The sequence below is a fragment of the Variovorax sp. RCC_210 genome (genome assembly GCF_041355175.1).
Lineage (GTDB): Bacteria > Pseudomonadota > Gammaproteobacteria > Burkholderiales > Burkholderiaceae_C > Variovorax.
In genome coordinates, this window is sequence record NZ_JBFUPJ010000001.1 from 1,145,622 (window position 1) to 1,167,859 (window position 22,238).

General features: G+C 69.1%; 18 protein-coding genes. 7 read left to right on the forward strand and 11 right to left on the reverse strand.

Annotated elements, in window-relative coordinates; translation table 11 throughout:
- Nucleotides 1-19: 19 nt before the first annotated feature.
- Both AB6807_RS05460 and AB6807_RS05465 read right to left on the reverse strand, forming a co-directional pair.
- Entirely contained in the window at nt 20-3,115 is a 3,096-nt protein-coding gene (locus AB6807_RS05460; RefSeq protein ID WP_371083781.1) for an efflux RND transporter permease subunit, read from the reverse strand.
- Nucleotides 3,108-4,298 carry an efflux RND transporter periplasmic adaptor subunit gene (locus tag AB6807_RS05465; protein ID WP_371083782.1) on the reverse strand — a complete coding sequence of 397 codons (1,191 nt, stop codon included), beginning with the start codon at nt 4,296-4,298 and terminating at the stop codon, nt 3,108-3,110. Before AB6807_RS05465 ends, AB6807_RS05460 begins: the two co-directional genes overlap by 8 nt.
- A 221-nt stretch (nt 4,299-4,519) precedes the next feature.
- Here AB6807_RS05465 and AB6807_RS05470 point away from each other — a divergent pair, with 221 nt between their 5' ends.
- The 3 genes from AB6807_RS05470 (at nt 4,520) to AB6807_RS05480 (ending at nt 7,174) form a co-directional block, all read left to right on the forward strand.
- Nucleotides 4,520-5,224: a response regulator transcription factor gene (locus AB6807_RS05470; protein WP_371083783.1), complete on the forward strand. Its 705-nt coding sequence runs from the start codon at nt 4,520-4,522 to the stop codon at nt 5,222-5,224.
- The gene (locus AB6807_RS05475) at nt 5,217-6,644 is read left to right on the forward strand and encodes a sensor histidine kinase (protein WP_371083784.1); all 1,428 of its coding nucleotides are present in this window, start codon (nt 5,217-5,219) and stop codon (nt 6,642-6,644) included. Before AB6807_RS05470 ends, AB6807_RS05475 begins: the two co-directional genes overlap by 8 nt.
- A 230-nt stretch (nt 6,645-6,874) precedes the next feature.
- Nucleotides 6,875-7,174 (forward strand): YciI family protein, encoded by a 300-nt coding sequence (locus tag AB6807_RS05480; protein WP_371083785.1) that lies wholly within the window; start codon nt 6,875-6,877, stop codon nt 7,172-7,174.
- 60 nt (nt 7,175-7,234) lie between these two features.
- Here the strand turns inward: AB6807_RS05480 and AB6807_RS05485 are convergent, their stop codons facing one another.
- The 7 genes from AB6807_RS05485 to AB6807_RS05515 form a co-directional block, all read right to left on the reverse strand.
- The gene (locus tag AB6807_RS05485; RefSeq protein ID WP_019652627.1) at nt 7,235-7,621 is read right to left on the reverse strand and encodes a DUF4150 domain-containing protein; all 387 of its coding nucleotides are present in this window, start codon (nt 7,619-7,621) and stop codon (nt 7,235-7,237) included.
- 30 nt (nt 7,622-7,651) lie between these two features.
- Nucleotides 7,652-8,413 carry a DUF3540 domain-containing protein gene (locus AB6807_RS05490; protein ID WP_371083786.1) on the reverse strand — a complete coding sequence of 254 codons (762 nt, stop codon included), beginning with the start codon at nt 8,411-8,413 and terminating at the stop codon, nt 7,652-7,654.
- The gene (locus AB6807_RS05495; RefSeq protein ID WP_371083787.1) at nt 8,410-9,549 is read right to left on the reverse strand and encodes a pentapeptide repeat-containing protein; all 1,140 of its coding nucleotides are present in this window, start codon (nt 9,547-9,549) and stop codon (nt 8,410-8,412) included. Before AB6807_RS05495 ends, AB6807_RS05490 begins: the two co-directional genes overlap by 4 nt.
- Nucleotides 9,546-12,212, reverse strand: a complete 2,667-nt coding sequence (locus AB6807_RS05500) for a DUF2169 domain-containing protein (RefSeq protein ID WP_371083788.1) — start codon at nt 12,210-12,212, stop codon at nt 9,546-9,548. Before AB6807_RS05500 ends, AB6807_RS05495 begins: the two co-directional genes overlap by 4 nt.
- A gap of 36 nt (nt 12,213-12,248) precedes the next feature.
- Nucleotides 12,249-12,671, reverse strand: a complete 423-nt coding sequence (locus AB6807_RS05505; protein ID WP_371083789.1) for a hypothetical protein — start codon at nt 12,669-12,671, stop codon at nt 12,249-12,251.
- Nucleotides 12,672-12,700: 29 nt separating this feature from the next.
- Nucleotides 12,701-15,043, reverse strand: coding sequence for a type VI secretion system Vgr family protein (locus AB6807_RS05510; protein WP_371083790.1), 2,343 nt, complete (start codon nt 15,041-15,043; stop codon nt 12,701-12,703).
- Between the two features lie 139 nt (nt 15,044-15,182).
- Nucleotides 15,183-16,319 (reverse strand): iron-containing alcohol dehydrogenase, encoded by a 1,137-nt coding sequence (locus AB6807_RS05515; RefSeq protein WP_371083791.1) that lies wholly within the window; start codon nt 16,317-16,319, stop codon nt 15,183-15,185.
- Nucleotides 16,320-16,455: 136 nt separating this feature from the next.
- On the opposite strand from AB6807_RS05515, the gene AB6807_RS05520 reads away from it, so the two are divergent.
- Together AB6807_RS05520 and AB6807_RS05525 are read left to right on the forward strand one after the other, a co-directional pair.
- On the forward strand, nt 16,456-17,400 hold the full coding sequence (locus tag AB6807_RS05520; RefSeq protein WP_371083792.1) for an alpha/beta hydrolase: 945 nt from the start codon (nt 16,456-16,458) through the stop codon (nt 17,398-17,400).
- Nucleotides 17,401-17,468: 68 nt separating this feature from the next.
- Nucleotides 17,469-18,329, forward strand: coding sequence for a YbgC/FadM family acyl-CoA thioesterase (locus AB6807_RS05525; protein ID WP_371083793.1), 861 nt, complete (start codon nt 17,469-17,471; stop codon nt 18,327-18,329).
- A gap of 36 nt (nt 18,330-18,365) precedes the next feature.
- Here the strand turns inward: AB6807_RS05525 and AB6807_RS05530 are convergent, their stop codons facing one another.
- Nucleotides 18,366-19,280, reverse strand: a complete 915-nt coding sequence (locus tag AB6807_RS05530; protein ID WP_371083794.1) for a hypothetical protein — start codon at nt 19,278-19,280, stop codon at nt 18,366-18,368.
- Nucleotides 19,281-19,435: 155 nt separating this feature from the next.
- A complete protein-coding gene (locus AB6807_RS05535; protein ID WP_371083795.1) occupies nt 19,436-20,404 on the reverse strand; it encodes a folate-binding protein YgfZ in 969 nt (322 codons plus the stop codon).
- 119 nt (nt 20,405-20,523) lie between these two features.
- Here AB6807_RS05535 and mltG point away from each other — a divergent pair, with 119 nt between their 5' ends.
- Both mltG and tmk read left to right on the forward strand, forming a co-directional pair.
- Complete coding sequence (gene mltG / locus AB6807_RS05540; RefSeq protein ID WP_371083796.1) at nt 20,524-21,546, forward strand: endolytic transglycosylase MltG; 1,023 nt, start codon at nt 20,524-20,526, stop codon at nt 21,544-21,546.
- Nucleotides 21,543-22,226: a dTMP kinase gene (gene tmk / locus AB6807_RS05545; protein ID WP_371083797.1), complete on the forward strand. Its 684-nt coding sequence runs from the start codon at nt 21,543-21,545 to the stop codon at nt 22,224-22,226. The genes mltG and tmk overlap by 4 nt, the downstream gene beginning before the upstream one ends.
- Nucleotides 22,227-22,238: the final 12 nt, after the last annotated feature.

Genomic DNA, 22,238 nt, shown 5'->3' on the forward strand with positions numbered 1-22,238 from the left:
GTGGTTGTCTCCAGCCTTCTCACCGGTCGCGCCGGGAGCGCGCGCCCCAGCCCTTGCGCTCGAAGAAGCGTTCGAGCGCGAAATACAGCGTCGGCAGGATGAACAGCGTCAGCAGCGTCGACACAACCAGCCCGCCCACCACCACCGTCGCCAGCCCGCGCTGCACGTCGGTGCTCACGCCGGTGGCCAGCGCGGCCGGCAGCATGCCGACCGAGGCCACGGTGGCCGTCATCAGCACCGGGCGCAGCCGCTCGGCCGCGCCTTCGAGCACCGACTCCTGCAGCGCCAGCCCTTCGCCGCGCACGCGGCGGAAGTTCGCGACCATGATGATCCCGTTCTGTATGGACACGCCGAACAGCGCGATGAAGCCCACGGCCGTGGCCACGTTCAGCGTTTCGCCCGCCACGTGCACCGCGATGAGCCCGCCCAGCGTGGCCATCGGCACCACGCCCAGGATGAGCGCCACCTGCCGGATCTTGCCGAACTGGAAGAACAGCAGCACCGCCATGATGCTCACCACGATGGCCAGCGAAATGCCCAGGCGCGACTGCGCGCGCTGCTGGTTCTCGAACTGGCCGGCCCACTGCAGGCGGAATTTTGCGGGGTCGAACTTCACTTCCTTGGCGATGCGTTCTCGCGCCTCGTCGAGGTAGGAGGCCAGGTCGCGGTCGCGGTTGTCCACCCGCACGGTGATCTGCCGCTCGTTCATCTCGTGCGAGATGGTGCTTTCGCCGGTCTGCAGCCGGATGTCGGCCACCTGCGAGAGCGGCACCTTCGCGCCGCTGGAGCTGTTGAGCAGCAGCGCGCCGATGGCCTCGGTGTTGCCCTTGGCGCTTTTTGGCATCTTCACCGACACGTTGTAGGTGCGGTTGCCCGCGTACACCGTGATCACCGGGGCGCCGCCGATGCCGGTCTGAATGAGGTTGGCCACGTCGTTCGCGTTCACCCCGAAGCGCGCCGCCGCCTCGCGGTTCAGCTCGATCACCACCTGCGGAATCGGCGGCTCCTGGAAGAGCGACGCCGAGGCCGTGCCGCGCACCGTGCCCAGCAGCTCGACGATCTGGTTGCCGATGCGCCGGCTCTCCTTCAGGTCGTCGCCGTAGATGCGCAGCACCAGCGGGCTGTGCGCGCCGCCCACGGCGTCGTTCACGCCGTCGATGATCGGCTGGCTGATGCCCACGTCGAAGCCCGGCATCTTCGCGAAGCGCTCGGTGAGCGTGCGCACGAAGGCCGCCTTGTTCACGCCCGCCGGCCACTCGCTGTAGGGCTTCAGGCCCACGGGCACTTCCATGTGCGAAGGGGTCCACGGGTCGGTGCCGTCGTCGTTGCGGCCCAGCTGCGTGACCACGTACGACACCTCGGGGTACTCGAGCAGCACGTGGCGCATTTCGGTCGCCATCTCGCTGGCCTTGTCCAGCGACAGGCCCGAGGGCAACTGCACCTGCAGCCACAGCGCGCCTTCGTCGATGTCGGGCAGGAATTCGCGTCCCGCCGTGGCGCCCAGCACCACCACCGCGGCCAGCGCCAGCGCGCTCAGGCCGTAGGCAATGGCGGGCACGTCGAGCAGCCTGGTCAGCACGCGGCGGTAGGCGCGCGTGAGCCACTCCAGCGGCTTGTTCACGAAGGGCTTGCTCGGCTTGCGCAGCGCCACGTAGGCCAGGCTCGGAATGAGCGTGAGCGCGCAGAGCAGGGCGCCCACCAGCGCATAGCCCACGGTGAAGGCCATCGGCTTGAACAGCTTGCCCTCCGCGCGTTCGAAGGCGAAGAGCGGAAAGTACGCCGTGATGATGATCAGCGTGGCGAAGAAGATCGGCCCCGACACATGGCTCACCGTCTCCAGGATGTTGCCTTCGGTGAGCGTGGCGTTCGGCTCTTCTTCGCGCCGGCGAAGAATGGCCTCCATCACCACGATGGCCCCGTCCACGATGATGCCGAAGTCGATCGCGCCCAGCGAGAACAGGTTGGCCGGCATGCGCGTGAAGTGCATCACGATGAACACCGTGACCAGCGACATCGGAATGGCCACTGCGGCCACCACCGCGCTGCGCGGGCTGCCCAGGAAAAGAATGAGCACGAAGCACACCAGCGCCATGCCTTCGAGCACCGTGTGCGTCACCTTGTCGACCGTGAGCTTCACCAGGTCGTCGCGGTCGATGTAGGGCACGATCTTCACGCCCATCGGCGCGAGCTCGGCCTGCAGCGCGTCGATCTTCTTGTGCACGCCTTCGAGCACGCGCGAGGGGTTCTCGTACTTCAGCATCAGCACGATGCCTTCGATGGTGTCGGGGTTGGTGTCCTTGCCCAGGATGCCGCCGCGCTCCTGGTGGCCGAACTGCAGCCGCCCCAGGTCGCGCACCAGCACCGGCGAGCCGCCGTTTTGCGCCACCACCACCGTGCCCAGGTCGTCCAGCGTGTGGATCTGCCCGATGCCGCGCACCACGTAGCTCTGGTCGCCGCGCGCGATGCGCCCGCCGCCCGCGTTGGCGCTGTTGTTGTTGATGGCCGTGACCACGTCGTTCAGCACCAGCCCGTAGGTCTGCAGCCGCGCCGGGTCCAGCTCCAGCTGAAACTCCTTGGTGAAGCCGCCGAAGTTGTTGATGTCCACCACGCCCGCCACCTGCTTGAGCGCGGGAATCACCTTCCAGCGCTGCAGCTCCGACAGCTCCATCAGGTTCTTTGTGTCCGATTCGAGCGTGTAGCGGTAGATTTCGCCCGCCGGCCCCGCGACCGGCCCCAGCCCGGGCTGCGCCCCCGAGGGCAGCGTGACCTGGCCGATGCGCTCGGTGACGCGCTGGCGCGCGAAGTAGTCGTCGGTGCCGTCCTTGAAGCTCAGGTTGATCAGCGACAGCCCGAAGGTGCTGCTAGAGCGGATCGACGCGAGGCCGGGCGTGTTGCTCAGCGCGCGCTCCAGCGGCGTGGTGATCTGCTGCTCGATTTCTTCGGCGGCCAGGCCGTTGACCTGCGTGGTGACCTGCACCGTGACGTCGCCGAGGTCGGGGTAGGCCTCGACCGTCATCTGCGTCCACGACCAGGCGCCGAACAGCACCAGCGCGATCGACATCGCCCAGGCGAGGTGCCTGCGGCGAAAGAACTGGGTGATGATGAGATTAATCATTCAGCAGCACACCACCACGCACCACCACGCGCTCGCCCGCGGCCAGGCCGCTGCGGATGCGCACGCTGTCGCCGTCTTCGCGGCCCAGCTCCACCATGCGGCGCACGAAGGTCCAGGGCTCGGCCTCCACGAACACGCTCACGCTGTCGTTGTTCATCAGCAGGGCCGAGGCCGGCACCTGCGCCTGCGCCGCCTGCGGCACGCCGAGCACGGCGGTGGCGTACATGTTGGGCTTGAACAGGCCCTCGGGGTTGGCGAAGACGATGCGGGCGCGCGCGCGGCGCGTGTCGGCGTCGAGCACCGCGCTGACGAAGCCCACCTTGCCGCTGAAGCTGCGCCCCGGGTAGGCCGCCAGGGTGACCACCGCGTTCTGCCCCGGCGCCACCGAGCCCACCACGCTCTCGGGCACGTTCACCGTGACCCAGACCGCGTCGAGGTTCGACACCGTCATGAGCGCCGCGTTGGCGTCGTTCAGGTTCGCGCCGGCGGCGGCGTTCAGCGCCGTGACGGTGCCGGCCATGGGGGCGACGATCTTCAGCACCTGGCCTGACGGGGCGTTGCTTCCACCATTGCTGCCATTGCCTCCGGTGCCTACGGTGCCGTCCGCGCCCAGGCTGCGCAGCCGCGCCTCGCTGCGGCGCAGTTCCGCGCCCTGCTGCGCGACGCTGCTCTGCGCGGCCTCCACGTCTTTCACGGCGTTGGAGCCGGCCTCGTTCACGCCGCGGGCGCGCACCAGCGCGCGCTGCGCCAGGTCGAGCGCGTCGCGGGCTTTCTGCGCATCGGACACGGCCTGTGCCAGGTCGGGCGAGCTCATGGTGGCCAGCACCTGGCCGCGCTTCACCGTGTCGCCCAGGCGCACTTTCAGTTCCAGCAGCTTGCCCGTCAGCGGCGGCAGGATGTTGACCGTGTTCGCCGGGTTGGCCTCCACCGTGGCGGGCAGGCTCACCTCGTGCGGCGAGGTCTGCTGGCCCACCGTGGCCACCAGCAGCCGGTCGCGCAGCGGCGAGCCGGCCGGCACGCTCAGTCGGTTGCCCTGGCGCACCAGCATCGGCGCGGGGGCGGCGGCCACCGCGGTGGCGGCATGGGCCGTGTTGTCGAACGAGTCCACGCACAGGGCGGCGCAGGCCAGCACCCCGAAGAAGATGCGGGCGTTGGTCACCTGGTAGAGGGATTTCTTTTTCATCGCAATGCGTCCGTCGCGGGACGGGCGCGCCGTGCACGAAATGCCTTTTCGTGCCCTCGATTCGCTCCCGTCTCCTTTCCGGGGAGCGTATGAAGGCGTGGCTGAAGAAGTCCCCAAGATTTCCTGAAGATTTCTTCAGGATCGGCGCGTTAGGCCGGGCTCGGCGCGAGGGTCCGGGGCAGAACGGCCTGCAGTCAGGAAGACGCGGCATGATCCGCGCCATGAGAATTCTGCTGATCGAAGACGACCGCAAGGCCGCCCGGCTGCTCGCGCGCGGCCTGCAGGAAGAGGGCTTCGTGGTCGACGTGGTGCACACGGCCGAGGAGGGCGACGAGGAGGCCTTCGTCATCGCCTACGACCTCATCGTGCTCGACTGGATGCTGCCCGGCAAGGACGGCCTCACCCTGTGCCGCGACCTGCGCCAGCGCGGCTGCAAGACCCCCGTGCTGATGCTCACCGCCCGCGACGCGCTCAGCGACCGCGTGGCCGGCCTGAACACCGGCGCCGACGACTACCTGACCAAGCCCTTCGCCTTCGACGAGCTGCTGGCGCGCGTGCGCGCCTTGCTGCGCCGCTCGGAAATCACGCGGCCCGTGGTGCTGTCGCTGGCCGACCTGAGCCTGGACCCGGTGAGCCAGCGGGTGCTGCGCGGCGGCATGGTGCTGGAGCTGACGCACAAGGAGTTCGCCATCCTGCAGATCCTGCTGCGCCACGTGGGCGAGGTGGTGAGCCGCTCGCGCCTGGCCGAGCAGGTGTGGAAGGACGACCTGATCGCCATCGACAACCTGATCGACGTGCACATCGGCAACCTGCGCCGCAAGGTCGATGCGCCGCCGGCGGTGCCGCTGATCCACACCGTGCGCGGGCGCGGCTTCAGGCTGGCGGTGGCCGAAGAAAGCACCGGCACCATGGGCGCCCATGCTTAGTTTTCGCAAGCGGCTGGCGCTGGCCCATGTGAGCGCGATCGTGGTGGTGATGGCGATTGCCGCCTTCGCCTCCTACCTGGTGTTCGCGCGCAACGTGCACCGCGAGCTGGACGCGGCCCTGCTCGCGCTGGCCGAAACCGAGATGGGCATGCTGCTGTCGGCCGGCGAGGGCGACACGGTGATCGTGCACGAGGCTCCGCCAGGGCCCGGCGCGCCGTCTTTCGTGCGGCTCGACCGGCTGGTGCAGATCGTCGACGCCGAAGGCCGCGTGCTCGCGCGCAGCGCCAACCTGGGCGAGGCGCAGTTGCCCATACCACCCGTGCTGCGCGAGCGGCTGGCCGCGGGCGAGACCGTGTTCGAAACGCTTAACGGCTTCGGCGAGGAGCCGACGCGCATGGTGTCGGTGCCGGTGCGGGGCAGGGACAACGAAAAAGGCCAGGCCCCGTTGCTGGTCGTGCAGGTGGCCGGCTCGCTCGACGACGTGAACCGCACGGTGGCGATGGCCAGCGTGCTGTTCGTCATCCTCGGTGGCGCGTTGCTGCTGGCGCTGGGCGCGGCGGGCGCGTTGATCACGCGCCGCGCCTTCGGCGCCATCGACGACGTGGTGCAGCAGGCCCACCGCATCGGCGACGCCAACCTGGGCGAGCGGCTGCCGCACCCGGGCACGAATGACGAGATCGGCCGGCTGGTCGACACGCTCAACGCCATGCTGGCGCGCATCGAGCACGGCATGGAGGCGCAGCGCCGCTTCACCTCCGACGCGTCGCACGAGTTGCGCTCGCCGCTGTCGCGCCTGCGCACCGAGCTGGAGCTGGCCTTGCGGCGCCCGCGCGAGCCGGCGGCGTATGTGGAAACCTTGCACTCGTCGCTCGAGGAGGTGGAATCGCTCACGCTGCTGGTCGAAGAACTGCTGGTGCTCGCGCGGCTCGACGCGGGCCAGGAGCGCGACGCGGTGGAAACCGTGTCCCTCAACGTGCTGGCCGAGGAGGCCGTGCGCAGGCTGGAGCCGATGGCGCGGGAGCGGCGGTTGGAACTGCTGCTGGAACCCGCAGCGCCGGTGGCTGCGCGGGTGGCCCGCGGCGCGGCGAGCCTGGCGTTGGCCAACCTGCTTGACAACGCTTTGAAGTTTTCACCCGCCGGCACCACCGTGCGCGTGAGCCTGCGCGCGGATGCCCAAGCGAACGAGGCGGTGGTCAGCGTGTCGGACCGCGGACCGGGCATTCGCGGCGACGAACTGCCGCACCTGTTCGAGCGGTTCTACCGCGGCGCCACGGCGCGTTCGGACGAGAAGACGCCCGGTCTCGGGCTGGGCCTGGCGTTGTCGCAGGCGGTGGTGCATGCGCATGGCGGGCGCATCGAGGCCGCGAACGAGAGCGGTGGTGGGGCGCGGTTCGACATGCGGTTGCCGTTGGCTCGTTGAGCTGTTCTTGTGCCAGCGATGTTGAATGCCGGTTCCGGGACGGGTGAACAGGCCGCCGGGTGCTTCCCTCCGCGAATGTCCCCCGCCTTCGGCTCCTCCTTGATTTCGCTGCGGGAAGCACCCGACGCCCTGTTCACTTGGGCACGCTGCTGGTGAACCGCTCCGGCGTGATCGCGCCCTGAAGGCGGCCCGCATCAGCTACCTGGCACGACCGCTGCTTGGCAAGACGCATGAAGCACTTCATCGTTGAAATCAACTACCTCGTTCCCCTGGCCCGCGTCCAGGAATCCGTGCCCGCGCACCGCGCCTATCTACAGACAGGCTACGACGCTGGCTTGCTGCTGTGCTCCGGGCCGAAGGTGCCTGCCACCGGCGGCTTCATGTTGGCGCGCGCGGCCTCGTTCGAGGCGTTGCAAGACTTCTTCGCGCAAGACCCGTTCAGCACCGAGCGACTGGCGAGCTTCGCGTTCAGCGAGTTCCAGCCCGTGAAGCGACAAGGCTGGGCCGAGGCCTGGTTCAGCGAGGCCTGAGGGTGCAAAGCGCCGGGTGCGTGCTCAAGAGCTTGGCGACCTTGAAATGCCCCGCGCGCATCAAGGCGCCAGCACCAGCACCTTGAACTGGCTCGGCACGATGCGCATGCCCACGATGTTGCTGCGGTTCTGCACCGTGAGGCTGGTCATGCGCGTGCACGGCGAGCCCTTCAGCAGCACGGTGAACGCGCCGGTGATGTGGCGCGACGGCCCCATCACCGTCTGCGACACCACGCCCATCAGCACGCCCGCGTTGTCGCCGTTGGTGATGGGCGTGGTGGTTGCCAGGTTGTGTGCGGGCGTGCCGCCGTACAGGATGTTCCAGGCATTGGGAATGGCCGTGGGGCCCAGCGCGAAGTTGGGGTAGGGAATGGGGACGGCCGGCGGTGTCTTGCAGACATCGGGAAAGGCGAGGTCCATGCCCATCATCTGGGCGTTGGCGAACATGGCGGGTGGCTCCTTGTGGTTCTGGGGCGGTCAGCCCATGTGGATCTGCTCGGCATCGACCTTGACCAGCTCCTTGCTGGTCACCAGCGTGTTCTTCGCGTGCAGGCGCAGGGTGCTCGACGCCTGCATGTCGATCTGGCCGGCGCGCACCTGCTCGACCTCTTCTGTCAGGCGAAAGCTGGAGCGCGTGAGCAGGTGCAGCCGGTCGAGCACCACCTCGCAAGCGCGCCCGACGAAGCGCGAGACCAGCACGCTGAAGCGCACCTCGGCGCCCTGGTAGTCGAGCGTGTCGACCTTGCACTGGGCGCGCTCGGCGTGCAGCTGCCATTCGGGCGCGTGGGTGTGAACGGCGGTGTCCGACTGCAGCGCCAGCGCGCCAGTGCTGCGCAGCGTGAGCTCGCCGCTGACGGCCAGGGTCGCGTGGCCCGGTTCAGCTTGCGCGATGACGGCGATCAGGTAGAGCGCGTCTTCGCTCGCGCCGGCGACCATGACGGTGTCGCCGGGTGCGGGCACCAGCAGGCAGCTTGCGGCGCGGCGGCAGGGCAGGGGATGGGGTGCGCCTGTTGCACTGGACACGCGCACGTCGTGGCTGTCGTCCGAATGGCTGGCCACGACCGTGGCGATGGTGATGCCTTGCACCGATGCGGGTGACGCTTCGGCCTGTCGCGTCGCGGCGGACGCTTTGCGCAGCAAAGGGGCGAGCTCGCTCTCGCTCTCGCGCTCGGTTTTGGGCAATGCGGCAGCAGGCAAGGGTGGCAGGGGCGGCAGGGGCGTTCTCGCGGTCATCGTCATGCGGTGTCCTTCGCGTCGGGGGTAAAGCGGCCGTGGTCGTGGCGCATGCGGCCGTCGATGTCGCGGTCGAGGCGGGTGGCGCGTGCGGGCCGTTGCCAGGCGACCTGCTCGGCCTGGTGCAGCGCGGGGTCGTTGTCGAGCACGCCGATGCGGTCGCTCCAGCGCGAGCCGGCCAGCGTGGCCCGGTGCAGCTGGGTGCGCTGGCACACGGCCTTCTCGAAGTCCGCGCCGCGCAGGTCGGCATAGGAAAAGTCGGCGTACGGGAGCTGGCAGCGCGCAAAGCGCGCGTTCTCGCAGCGGGCGCGATGGAACACGCCCTGCACCAGGCTGGCGCCCGAAAAGTCGGCCGCGTCCAGCCAGGCATCGACCCACAGCGACTGGTCGAGCATGGCGCCGCGGAAGTCTGCGTCGCGCAGGTCGGCTTCGGGGAACAGGCATTGCGGTGCCTGCACGCGCGCCATGCGGGCGCCGTCGAGCGCGGCGCCCTTGAAGTTGCATTGCGTGAGGCGTGCATCTTCGAACCCGCAGCCGGACATGCGCGCGTCCGTGAACTGGCACAGCGCAAGGTGCTGCCCCGCGAACGACTGGCCGCTCAGGTCGGCCTCGGAGAACACGGCGTTGTGAAAGCGCGCGCCCTGGAACCCGACGTCGCGCAGGTCGGCGCGAAAGAACACGGCGCTGGTCAGCGCGGCGTCGCGCAGGCTCGCGTTGCCCATGCGGCTGGCGTTGAAGAGGGTCTTGGTGAGCGTGCCGCGCTCGAAGCTCGCGCCTTGCAGTTCGCAGTCGTAGAACACGGTCTCGGCCAGTTCGACGCCTTCGCAGCGGGCGTCGCGCAGGTCGCACTCCGCGACCACCGCGCGCGGCCAGTGGCTTGCCTCTGCGTTCACGCCGCGCAGGCTGCAGCGCAGCAAAGACACGCCGTCCAGCCGCGCCGCCGACAGCGTCGCGCCGTCGAAGCCGCAGCGCTCGAACACCGAATCGTCGAGGCGGCAGCCGGCCATGTCGGCCTGTGCGAACCTGCACTCGCTGAACATGCCGCCCGACAGGTCGAGGCCCGCGAGCGCCATGCCGCTGAAATCTTCGTGCTCCATGCGCACGCCGCTGCGAATGCGGCCGGCCAGCTCCTGCGGACTCATCGGCCGGGCGCGGTGCGCAAGGCAGGCACGGTCTTGGCCTGCTCGATGTACGCGCCCTGGGTGGCCGTGACGGTGTCGATGCGAATCTGCGACATGTCGGCGCGAAACAGGTTGGCCTCGCGCAGGTCGGTGCCGGCCAGCAGGGCCTTGTTGAAGTTGGCGGTCATGAGGTTGGCGCCGCGCAGGGACGCGCGGCTCAAGTCGGCGCGAATGAACAGGCTGTCGGGTGCCAGCGTGTCGCTGAGGTCGGCGGCGCACAGGTTGCAGGAAGAAAAGTCGCAGGTGTCCAGCGTGGCGCGGGCCAGTCGCGCGCCTTCGAGCGAGATTTCCCTGAGGCTGCATTGCACGAGCGTCGCGCCCTCGAAGCTGGCGTTGCGCAGGCTGCTGTTGCCGGCGAAGCAGGTGGTGCGCAGCAGGGCTTGCGCGAACACCATGCCGTCGTCGCAGGCGGTGTGGGTGAACGCGCAGGCTTCGAGCGTGGCGCCGGTGAAGTCCAGCCGTGCGACGTGGCACGAGAGAAACGCGGCCTTGAAGAGCCGCGCGCCGCGAAAGCTGCAGCCTTCCAGCGAGGCATCGGACAGGAAGCCGACATAGGCGATGTCGGCCGAGCCGAAGTCGCATCCTTGCAGGCGCGAGTCGAGCACGTGCAGCTGGTGCAGCCGCGCGCCTTCGAAGCTGCAGGCCTTGAGCGTCACTTTCTCCAGCTTGGCGCCTTCGAGGTCGGCATGCGAGAAATCGGCCTGCTCGCAGTCGATGCCCGCCAGGTTGGTCTCGCGCAGCACCGCGCGCTGAAAGCTCCCGCCCGAGAGCTGGGCGCGCACCAGCACGGCTTCGCTGAAGTCGGCGCTGTCGCAGCGCGCGCCGCGCAGGTCAGCACTTTCGAGCAGCGCACGGCGAAAGCAGGCGCCGCGCAGGTCCATGCCGGACAGGTCGGCGGCGGTGAGGTCCATGCCGGTGAAATCGCGGTCGCCTTCGAGCACCGACTTGACCTGGGCGCGCAGCGCGGCAAGGCGTTCGGCCGTCGGCGGGTCGACCGTGGCCTGGTGCTGCGCGGTGCTGCGGTACAGCGCGAGCAGGCCACGCTCGCCGGCCTCGGCCATCCGGCGCATCGACTCGACCTGAACCGCGGGCGCGGGTGCGGTGCCTGTTGCGGCAGCGATGCCGGTGAAGCCGCTGAGCACCGACGCGCCGTCCACGCGCGGCGGCCCTTTCACCTCGGTGCGGTCGTGCTCGCGCACCAGCTTGCCGGTGTCGAAGCCGACCTTTCTGGATTCCTTGGCGTTGGCATCGGCCTCGCGCTGCAGCCGCTCGCGCTCGACGGCGCCTTGCGCGCGCTGGGCGCGGGCGTAGGCATCGGCCTGCTCGACGAACTCGGGCAGCTCGTGCAGCGTGGGCAGGCGCTGGAATGGCGCGGGAAGAGGGCGCTCGCGAAAGTGGCGGGCCTTGTGGCCGGCGTCCAGCGCCATCTGCTTGAGCTCGTCGCGGGCCTGGGCGCCGCGTTCGCGCATGTTGCGCACCAGCGCGGATTCAACCTGGTCGGCCTGGTCGAGCCACGGGCCGATCGCGGTCGCCGGCACCAGCTCGTCATCGCGGAACATGTAGAGCGCCCCCTTCTCGGGGTCGCAGCGCTGGCGCAGCACGTTGGCGTAGTGCGCGAGGCCGCGCGGCGTATCGGCCGCTTCCAGCGCGGGCATCACGTGCGTGATGTCGCTGGCGTCGTCTTCCTCGATGGTGGTTTCACCGTGGAACACCAGCGCGATGCGCTCCAGGTGCGGAAAGAACCACGCCGTGGTCAGCCGCTGCGCAATCTCCTCCACGTGACCGGGCGACCCGCGCCGGGCGATGAAAACCAGCGCGCGCCAGTCCGGCAGGCGCCCCTGCTGCACGGCAATGGCCGGGTGCATGTTCCACACGGCGTAGGGCGTGCCGGGCGCGATCTCCATCGCATCGGGCAGGCGCTGGTCGGGCGGCGCGGCGTTGAAGAGCTGCCAGTCCATGTCCTGCGCGAAGCCCGGAAAAAGCTGCGTGCGCCAATGCTCGTCGTGCTGCTTGCCGATCAGGCGCAGGCGCCGCGGCCACGCGATGTCGAGCGGCCCGAAGCTGGCGGGTTCGGGCTGCTCGTCGGGCCGGTGCACGCGGCGCGAAGGGTGCTCGACGTTGGGCAGGCGCTGCACCTCGCGGCCATCGACCGGCTCGCGTTCGTGGCCGCGGCCCAGCGGGTTGTCCGCGAACGAGGGACCGCCGTAGGCACGCGTCCAGTCGACGCGCATGGCCTCGAAGGGCTGCGGCGGTGTCGGGCGCCCGCCGACCCAGTAGCGGTCGCCGAAGACCGCCAGGTCTTTCGAGAGCCCGCCGAGCTGCAGGCGCACGCCGCACATCGTCTTTTCCTGCTGGTGCGCGGTGTAGGCGAAGCCGGTGGCCAGCACCTCGGCGCGGACCTTGGGCAGCCCCATGTCGATGGCGGTGGCCGGGCCCAGCTCGTCGGACAGCGTCTTCCAGAACACCGGTTCGGGCGTGAGCAGGTGCGGCTCGCCCATGGACACCGTTGGCACCATTGGCACCATCGACACCATGCACATCGTGGTCACGGCCAGCCGCTGTTCGCCCGCGCGCAGGAAGGGCCGCGTGATGACGCTGAGGCGCAGCGGCTTGACGGTCTTCATGCGTGCGGCGCTCTGGGGCTGTATCCGTGCCCACGCTCAGGACGCACGCGGAATCTCCAGCGGCGTGCGCTCGCGGTCGATGGCCACCGACGCGGCGTTGCGCGGGTCGTAGCGCAGGTGCACGATCTTCATCGGCTCCTGGAAACGCGGCACCAGCGCGTCTTCGATGAAGGTGCGGATCGACGCGGTGCGCGGCGTGCCGGCGGCGTCGGCGTAGTCCACCTCGAGCACCACGGCGCACACCGTCTGCCCGCGCGAGCCGGCGCGGGTCATGTTGTCGGGGTGAATGCGAAAGCTGCGCAGTACGCCGTCGGCCGGCTGGCCCTGGCCCGCCGTGGCCAGCGACTTCCATAGCGCCTGCTCGGCCGTGTACAGCCGGTTTTCGCGCCGCATGTAGCCGACCGCGCCGATGGCGCACACGATCACCACCGTCATGACGACCGCGAAGACTCCCCACATCAACGTTTCCCACACAGGCATCGGGTCCTTCACATCACGATATGCATGGCCTGCGCATAGGTCGCCAGGCCGTCCATGTAGAAACGCAGCGCGGCCTTGGCGACTTCGGTGGCCTTGTTGGTGATGTCGATGCCCTTGTTGGCGATCTTGAAGGTGATGAAGTCCACCTTCAGCACCGCGTACTGCGAGTTGACGCCGTAGAACTGCTGGCGCACACCCCAGAAGTCGAGCGACAACCCCACCGCGCCGAAGCGAAACCCCGCGCCGCCCGCGCGCGCCAGCCGCCAGTCGCTGCTCTTGGCGTAGTTGTTGGTGTAGCTGACCGAGTTGTTCGTGTAGCTCACCGCCAGGTTGTTGTAGGTGTTCGACGTCGTGTTGTAGACGTTGGTGTTGATGACGTGCTGCGTCGTGTTGTGGATGTGGTTGGTAGTGTTGAAGGTCACGTCCGGCGAGGTGTGCACGGTCGGGCCCGTCACGGTGGTGGTCGAGGGGCCGTTCACCAGCACGATGTTCGAGGTGTCGATGGTGTCGTTGCGCCCGTCGCTCACGAAGCGCACCTCTTTTCCGTCGATGGTGCCGTGGTAGCCGCCGGTGATGGCCGAGTCGACACCGCCGGTGATGGTGTCCTTCAACCCGCCGCCGAGCACGCGGGTCTTGCCGCCCGAGATGGTCTGGCTCACGCCGCCCGTCACCGTTTCGGTGAAGCCGCCGGTCACGCTGCGGGTGTCGCCGCCGGTGATGCTTTCCTTGGCGCCGGCGGTGATGTCGCGCGTTTCGCCGCTCTGGTAGGTGGCCGATTCGTGGCCCTTGATGAGCGTGGTGCGGGTGCCGTCGGTGGTGTGGGTTTCGTCGGCTTCCACCTCGACGTCGAGGTTGCGCTCGGCGTGCAGCAGGATCTGCTCGGCGCCCGCGCGGTCCTCGAAGCGCAGCATGTTGGCCTGGTTGGCCGCGCCGCCGCTGCTCGAGCGCGTGAGGATGCCGCTGGCCGTGGCGTTGGCCGGCAGCTCCCAGGGCGGCATCTGGTCGCTGTTGTAGACGCGGCCGGTGATGAGGGGGCGGTCGGGCTCGCCGCCGATGAAGTCGACGATCACCTCCTGGCCCACGCGCGGCATGTGCATGGTGCCGAAGTTTGCGCCGGCCCAGTTGCTGGACACGCGCACCCAGCAGGAGCTGTTCTCGTCGGACTGGCCGTAGCGGTCCCAGCGAAACTGCAGCTTCACGCGGCCGAAGCGGTCGGTCCAGATTTCTTCGGGGCCGACCACCGTGGCGGTCTGCGGGCCGTTGGTGCGCGGGCGCGGCGTGGTGCGCGCGGGGCGGTAGACCACGCTGGAAGGCAGCACGCTGAAGTCGAACTCGCACACCGATTCGCTGCTGCCGCCCGAGGAGTATTCGGGCTCCTGCAGGTCGTAGCGCGTTTCGATGACCAGGTACTCGCGGTTGTCCGACTCGCGCGGGCAGTGCGTCATCTCGAACAGGTAGCCCGGCGCCATGCCGACGACGTTGGTGTGGCCCGCCGCCAGCTCGTGCGCGCACTGCAGCTCCTGCAGGCGAATGCGCGCGTAGCTGTCGCCCTGCTGGTGCTCGGTGTAGCCGCCGAGCCATTCGTACACCTCGTAGCTCGAGTGGTCGTGCGGCTTGGGGTCTTGCTGCACGCTTTGCAGCGAGGCGCGCGACTTCTTGAAGTCGAAGTCGTCGAGCATCACGCGGCCCGAGGTGATCTGCTCGGCCACGCGCCAGCGGTCGATGCAGGGCTCCAGCGCGTTCAGCACGCGGTCGCGCGGGCGGTAGGGAATGCTGGCGTGGCCGGGCAGGGGCGTGTAGCTGCCGGTGTCGTCGGCCAGCACCAGCAGGTGCGTGCCGTTGCCGTGCTCGAAGTGGTAGGCAATGCCTTCGTGCTCCATGAGGCGGCTCGCGAAGGCGAAGTCGCTCTCCTGGTACTGCACACAGAACTCCCAGGCGGGGTAGCTGCCTGAAAGGCGCTTCTCGAACTGGAAGCCGTACTTGCCCAGCACCTCGTCGAGCACCTCGGGCACGCTCTTGTTCTGGAAGATGCGGCTGTCGGTGGTGCGCGTGAGGTACCACAGCCACGGCTGCACCAGCGCGCGGTAGATGTAGTGGCGGCCGGTTTCGTTGGCGCGGCCCACCAGCTCGAAGCGCACCACGGTGCCGTTCAGGAAGCGCGGGCCGGCCTCGTCGGCCAGCTCCATGGTCAGCGACGTGCCCAGCAGCTGCTTCAGGTCGAGGCTGAAGCTGGTGCTGACCATGTCCACCTCGAACTCGAAGAGCTGCGAGAGCCCTTCGCGTCCCCGCATGGCGCGGAACTTGAGCTGCTCGGCGCTCAGGACGGTGTGGACTTGAACGGTGCGCGGCATTCGGAACTCCCCCTGACCCTGTGGGCTTTCGCGGGTGCGAAGCCTTTCAGGGCAGTCTAGAAATTCCTCATGTCATCGGGATGACTCGCAAGGCGTAGAAGAAGCCCTTACATGCGTGCATGGCCGCACGCTCGCAAGCTCACATGGACGCTTCGAGCATCGCCTTGTAGTCGTCGCGCGTGGCCAGCCGCGGATTGGTCTTGTGGCAGTGGTCGGCCATGGCGCCGTCGATGATCTTCTCGAACAGCGCGGGCGTCACGCCCACCTCGGCCAGGCCCTTGGGCAGGCCCAGGCGCGCGTTCATGTCGCGAATGGCGTCGCCCAGGTCGCCGGCCGAGTCCAGGTGCATGGCCTGCGCCATGCGTTGCAGGCGCTGCTCTTTCTGCACCGACTCGGCGCCTGCGTTGAAGTGGATCACCGCGGGCAGGAACAGGGCGTTGAGTGTGCCGTGGTGCAGCCGCGGATCGACCCCGCCCAGGCTGTGGCTCAGCGAATGCACGCAGCCCAGGCCCTTCTGGAAGGCCATCGCGCCCTGCATCGATGCGCTCATGAGGTTCAGGCGCGCCTCGCGGTCGCTGCCGTCCTTGGTCGCGCGTTCGATGTGGCCCCAGGCGCGCTCCAGCCCGTCGAGGCCGATGCCGTCGGCCGGCGGGTTGAACGCGGCCGACATGAAGGTTTCCATGCAGTGCGCAATGGCGTCCATGCCGGTCGCTGCCGTGAGCTTGGGGGGCAGGCCCAGCGTGAGCTCGGGGTCGCAGATGGCGGCCTTGGGCATCAGGAACCAGCTGTGAAAGCCCAGCTTGCGGTGGTCGTCCACGATGACGATGGCGCCGCGCGCGACCTCGCTGCCGGTGCCGCTGGTGGTGGGCACTGCAATGAGCGGCACCACGCGCTCGGTGATCCTGGGAGACCCGCCTTCGATGGTGGCGTAGGTCTTCAGCGGGCCTTCGTGCGTGGCCGCGATGGCCACGCCCTTGGCGCAGTCGATGGCCGAGCCGCCGCCCACCGCGATGAGCCCGTCGCAGCGGCCGCTGCGGTACAGCTCGACGGCCGCGCGCACCGCGGCTTCGGTCGGGTTGGAGGGCGTCTGGTCGAACACCGACACCTCGAGATCGGCGATGGCATCGAGCGCTTTCTGCAGCACGCCGGCCGCGCGCACGCCCGCGTCGGTCACGATCAGCGGGCGGTTGATGCCGATGCGCGCGCACTCGCTGGACAGCAGCTTGATGGCGCCGAATTCGAACTGGATCTGAGTGAGGTACTGGATGAGGGCCATGGGGTGTGGGGTGCTCCGGAATGCATGGGGAATGCTGGGGGCAGTACGATTGCCGACCAGCCAAATCTAACAAGAGCGAGCCGTCTTGCACACGAAAGAAACCCTTGCCGCTGTCGCGCCCGCAACACCCCGCGCTATGCCGTCCAGCCCGCGCCTCACACCGAAGATGGCCAGCGTGGTCGAACGCATGGCGCGCGCCGGCCATCCGCCGCTCGACCAGCTGACGCCTGAGGAAGCGAAGGCGTCCTACGAGAAGGGCGCGGGCGTGCTCGAGGTGCCCAAGCCCGCGTTGGCACGCGTAGAAGACTTCAGCATCGCCGCGCGAGACGGCGCCGCGCTGCCCGCGCGGCTGTACGCGCCTTCGAACGACGCGCTGCCCGTGCTCGTGTACTTTCATGGTGGCGGCTTCACCGTCGGCAACATCCGCACGCACGACACGCTGTGCCGCGTGCTGAGCCACAAGAGCGGCTGCGCGGTGGTGTCGGTGGACTACCGGCTGGCACCGGCGCACAAGTTTCCGACCGCATCGAACGACGCGTGGGACGCCTTCGAATTCATCGCGAAACAAGGCGCGAACCTGGGCCTGGACCCGCGCCGCATGGCCGTGGGCGGCGACAGTGCGGGCGGCACGCTGGCGGCCGTGTGCGCCATCCTGGCGCGCGACGCGGGCCTGCCGCTGGCGCTGCAGATGCTGGTCTACCCCGGCACCACCGCGCGCCAGGACACCGCCTCGCACGCGCGCCATGCCGACGGCCCGTTGCTGACGAAGGCCATGATCGATTTCTTCTTCGCGCAGTACGTGCGCACCGACGCCGACCGCGACGACTGGCGCTTTGCGCCGCTGCTGGCCGACGACGTCGACGGCGTGGCGCCCGCATGGATCTGCCTCGCCGAATGCGACCCGGTGGTCGACGAAGGCATCGCCTACGCCGACAAGCTGCGCGCCGCGGGCGTGCCGGTCGACCTGGAGATCTACCGCGGCGTGATCCACGAGTTCATCAAGATGGGCCGCGCGATTCCCGAGGCGCTGCAGGCGCACGACGATGCGGCGCGGGCGCTGCGCGAGGCGTTGCAGCCTTGAGCCTGTAGGCCGGGCTCGCGCCGCGTTCCCTTTTTTCCTTTTTTTTCAAAACCGTTCCGGAGACAAGAATGCAACGTAGCGATTTCCGCTTTTTTCACCGCCTGCGCGTGCGCTGGGCCGAAGTCGACATGCAGAAGATCGTGTTCAACGCGCACTACCTGATGTACTTCGACACCGCCATTTCCGACTACTGGCGCGCGCTCGCGTTGCCGTACGAGGAAGCGATGCAGTCGCTGGGCGGCGACCTGTACGTGCGCAAGGCGACCATCGACTTTCGCGGCTCGGCGCGCATGGACGACATGATCGACGTGGGCATGCGCTGCGTGCGCGTCGGCACCTCGTCGATGGTGTTCGAGGGCGGGCTGTTCCGGCAAGACCAGTTCCTGGTCGGCTGCGAGCTGGTCTACGTGTTTGCCGACCCGGCCACGCAGACCTCGAAGCCGGTGCCGCAGGTGCTGCGCGACGTGCTCACCGGCTACGAGGCCGGCGAGCCGATGCGCACGGTGGAAACGGGCTCGTGGTCCGCGCTGGGCGACGGCGCGGGCGCGCTGCGGCGCGCGGTGTTCATCGAGGAACAGAACATTCCCGAATCGATGGAATGGGACGAACACGACGCGGTCGTGCTGCACGCGGTGGCGCGCAACCGGCTGGGGCAGGTCATTGCCACGGGGCGGCTGCTGCACGCGGAAGACGGGGTGTCGCACATCGGGCGCATGGCGGTGCACCGCAACCTGCGCAGCGGCGGCCATGGGGCCGCGGTGGTGCGTGTGCTGGAAGAAGCCGCGCAAGCGCGCGGCGACCGCGAAGTGGCGCTGAACGCGCAGCGCAGCGCCGAGCGCTTCTATGCGCGGCTCGGCTATGCAGTGCATGGCGAGTCCTTCGAGGAAGCCGGCATCCCGCACATCGAGATGCGGCGCGCGTTGCGCTGAAACGAACCGCTTCGAACTTCGATAGCGTCAATAGCGTCAGTAGCGCGGAGGCGGGTCGGGCACGTAGCCCGTGTCGGAGCCGGGGAACGCGGAAGGGCCCGTCGGACGCGGCCAGCGCGGCGGCGGTGGCGGCACCGGGATCACGCCCGCGGCGACCAGGTTTTCGCGGCTGTCGTAGCGAATGCGCACCACCTCGTCGGGCGACGACTGCGCGCGCTCGAAGGTGGTCTTGCCGACATACGAAGTCTCGCGGCGGCCGTGCGCGGTGCCCAGGCTGGGGGCCGGGCGGGCGAGCCTGCCGGCCGGGGCTTCGGCGGCGGCGGCACTCTCTGCCGGTGCGGACTTTGCGCGCGCGTCGCCCATCGACGACGACTCGCTGCGGCGCTCGCGCTCGCCGTATTCGTCGCGGCGCGGATACGGGGTGACGGGCGCCACAGGCGGCGGCGGAGGCGGCTCGGCCACGCGCTCGCGGAACATGGCGACGCCGATCACGCCCACGTCGTCGGGCCGGCCGGTGCGGCTGGCGTACGAGTTGCCGGCCGCGGCGAACTCGAAGGCCGCGATCTGCGAGTCGCTCTTGCGCCAGCCGGTGATGTCGCTGCGCTCGCGCGGGCCGTACACGTAGCCGTTCTGGCCCACGCCGGCGGTTTCGCCGGTGACCACATTGACGCCGTCCACCGACATCACGGCCATGACGCGTTCGCCCATCGCATTGCGCGCCCGGATGGCGTAGCGCGCGCCAGGGCGGCCGGCCACCCAGTATTCGCCGCGGTGAAAGTACAGCGGCAGTTCGGCGCCGGTGCCGCGGTCGACCACGCTGATCTGCATGAGCGAGCCGATGCGGCCTGAAGGTTGGAGCTGAGGCTGGGGCTGCGCCCATGAGGGAAGGGCCGAGGCCGCGGCCAGGGCGCCCAGGGCCAGTGCGGTGGTCGAAAAGAATCTGCGCTTCATGGTGTCTTCCTTGCCGGGAGTGGATCGATGCAGGCTTCTACGGACCAGCATCGGCAGCAGGGTTAAACGTCGCGCAAAAAAAATGGCGCCATCTTTTCGATGGCGCCATGCGGCCCGCTGAACCGGGTGTCAGCGGGCGATTCTTGAGGAGGGCCTCAGATGTCTTCGAGCAGTGCGTAGGGCAGCGGCTCGACCTGCAGCACAGGCCCGTCGGCCGCGCCGGCACGCAGGCCGCCGGCTTCGAGCGCCGAGATCTGCATGGAAATGAGCGCGGCCCAGCCGCCGCCCGGGGCCGAAGCGGCCTGCGCGACGGTGCCCACGGGTTGCTCGGCGTCGTTGGCGGCGAACACCTCTTGGCCGGCGGCCAGGGGCGCGTCGGCCTTCACGAGGTAGGTGCGGCGCTTGAGCGTGCCGCGGAACTGGCTGCGCGCCACCACTTCCTGGCCGGGGTAGCAGCCCTTCTTGAAGTTGACGCCGCCCACCGACTCGTAGTTGATCATCTGCGGCACGAAGGCGTCGATGACCGGCGTGGTCAGCGTGACGATGCCGCTGCGCACCTCGCTCCATTGCCACAGTTGCAGGTCGAGCGCCGGGCCGACGGGCGCGGGCAGGCCGGCCGGCGCGATCCACAGCGCGCGGGGCACGCCGTCGGCCGGGTAGAGGGACACCACGCTCACCTCGTCACTCACCTCGTCACTCACCTCGCCACCCACAGCGGTGCGCTTGCCGGGCAGGGCGGCGGCGTCGAGCCCGTTGGCGGGGAGGGCGGTGCCGGCCAGGCCGTACACCGCGTACTGCTCGGAGGCATCGGTCAGCTTGACCTTGGCGCGCAGCACATACATGGACAGGCGCTTGAGCGTGGCGGCCAGGATGTCGCGGCTGCACACCAGCAGGATGAGTTCGGGTTGCGGCTTGATGCCGATGAAACTTGCAATCACACGGCCCTTGGCGGTGCACAGCGCGGCGAGCCGGGCGTCGGCGTTGCCGAGCAGGGAAAAGTCCTGCGTGAGCTGGCCGTGCAGGAAGCTGGCGGCATCGGGGCCTTCGGCGCGGATCACGCCGAGCGGGCCTGACATGCCAGACAAGGAAGTGGCGGTAACGCCATTGAGTACGACTGTGGTCATCGCTGAATTATCATGGCCGGGCCTGTTCCTTCGGGACGGCAGGGCCTGATGCCCCGCGGCCCGCAGGGCCACCGTTCGTTCCCCGGTCTTCTTCCCACATTCCTCTCCACATCGGACTCGTGCGCAGCTTTTTCCTCACGCTTTTCCTGCTCGCCGCCCTGGTCGCGCTCGCGCTCGGCGGGGCCGGGCTCTGGTGGGTGCACCAGCCGCTCAAGCTGCCGGCGCCCAGCGTCGACCTGTCGGTCGAGCCCGGCACCACGCCGCGCGGCATCGCGCAGGCCGTGGCCGACACCGGCGTCGCCGTGCAGCCGCAGTTGCTCTATTGGTGGTTCCGCGTGTCGGGTCAGGACCGGCAGATGCGCGCCGGCAGCTACGAGCTGGAGCCCGGCGTCACGCCCAAGCTGCTGCTCAACATCCTGGTGCGCGGCGAGGAAGCCACGCGCAGCCTGGTGCTGGTCGAGGGCTGGAACTTTCGCCAGGTGCGCGCCGCGCTCGCCAAGGCCGACCAGCTCAAGCCCGACAGCGTCGGCCTGAGCGACCAGGACCTGATGACCAAGCTCGGGAAGTCGGGCATGCACCCGGAAGGGCGCTTCTTTCCGGACACCTACACGTACTCGAAGGGATCGACCGACGTGGCCCTGCTGCAGCGCGCGATGCGGGCCATGGACAAGAAGCTGGAAGCCGCCTGGGCCGCCCGCGCCTCCGACTTGCCGCTGAAATCGGCCGATGAGGCGCTTATTTTGGCCAGCATTGTCGAAAAGGAGACAGGCAAGGCCAACGACCGCGCGGAAATCGCGGCCGTGTTCACCAATCGCTTGCGCATCGGCATGCCGCTGCAGACCGACCCGACCGTCATCTACGGCATGGGCGCGGGCTTTGACGGCAACCTGCGCAAGAAAGACCTGCAGGCCGACACGCCCTGGAACACCTACACGCGCGGCGGCCTGCCGCCCACGCCGATTTCGATGCCCGGCAAGGCGGCGCTGCTGGCGGCCGTGCAGCCGGCGCAAAGCAAATCGCTGTATTTCGTTTCTCGTGGCGACGGCACCAGCCAGTTCAGCAGCTCGCTCGACGACCACAACCGCGCAGTCAACCGCTACCAGCGAGGCGGCGGCGACCCAAAAACCAAGGCGACCCAATGAGTGGTAATTCAGGCCGCGACACCGCGCCGGGACTGTTCCTGACGCTGGAAGGCATCGACGGCGCGGGCAAGTCCAGCCACCTCGATGCGCTCGAGGCGCTGTTTCGCGCGCAGGGCCGCGCGGTGGTGCGCACGCGCGAACCCGGCGGCACCGCGCTGGCCGAAACGCTGCGCGGGCTGGTGCTGGAGCAGTCGATGGACCCGCTGACCGAGTCGCTGCTGGTGTTCGCCGCGCGGCGCGACCACATCGTGCAGGTCATCGAGCCGGCGCTGCTGCGCGGCGACGTGGTGCTGTGCGACCGGTTCACCGACGCCACCTTCGCCTACCAGGGCGCGGGCCGCGGCTTCGACGACGGCGTGCTGGCCACGCTGGAGCAATGGGTGCAGGCGGGCAGGGCGGGGCGCCCTGCCACGGTGCTGCTGCAGCCGCACATCACGCTGTGGTTCGACCTGGCGCCCGCCATTGCCGCGCAGCGGCTGGCCGGAGCGCGCGTGCCCGACAAGTTCGAGTCGCAGCCGGTCGAGTTCTTCAGCCGTGTCGCGCAGGGCTATGCGGCGCGGGCCGCGGCGGACGCGCAGCGCTTCGTGCGCATCGACGCCAGCCAGGCGCGGGACCAGGTCTGGCAACAGGTCGAGACCGCGCTGGTGGCACGCGGCGTGCTCGGAGGCACGCCACGATGAGCGGAACGATGA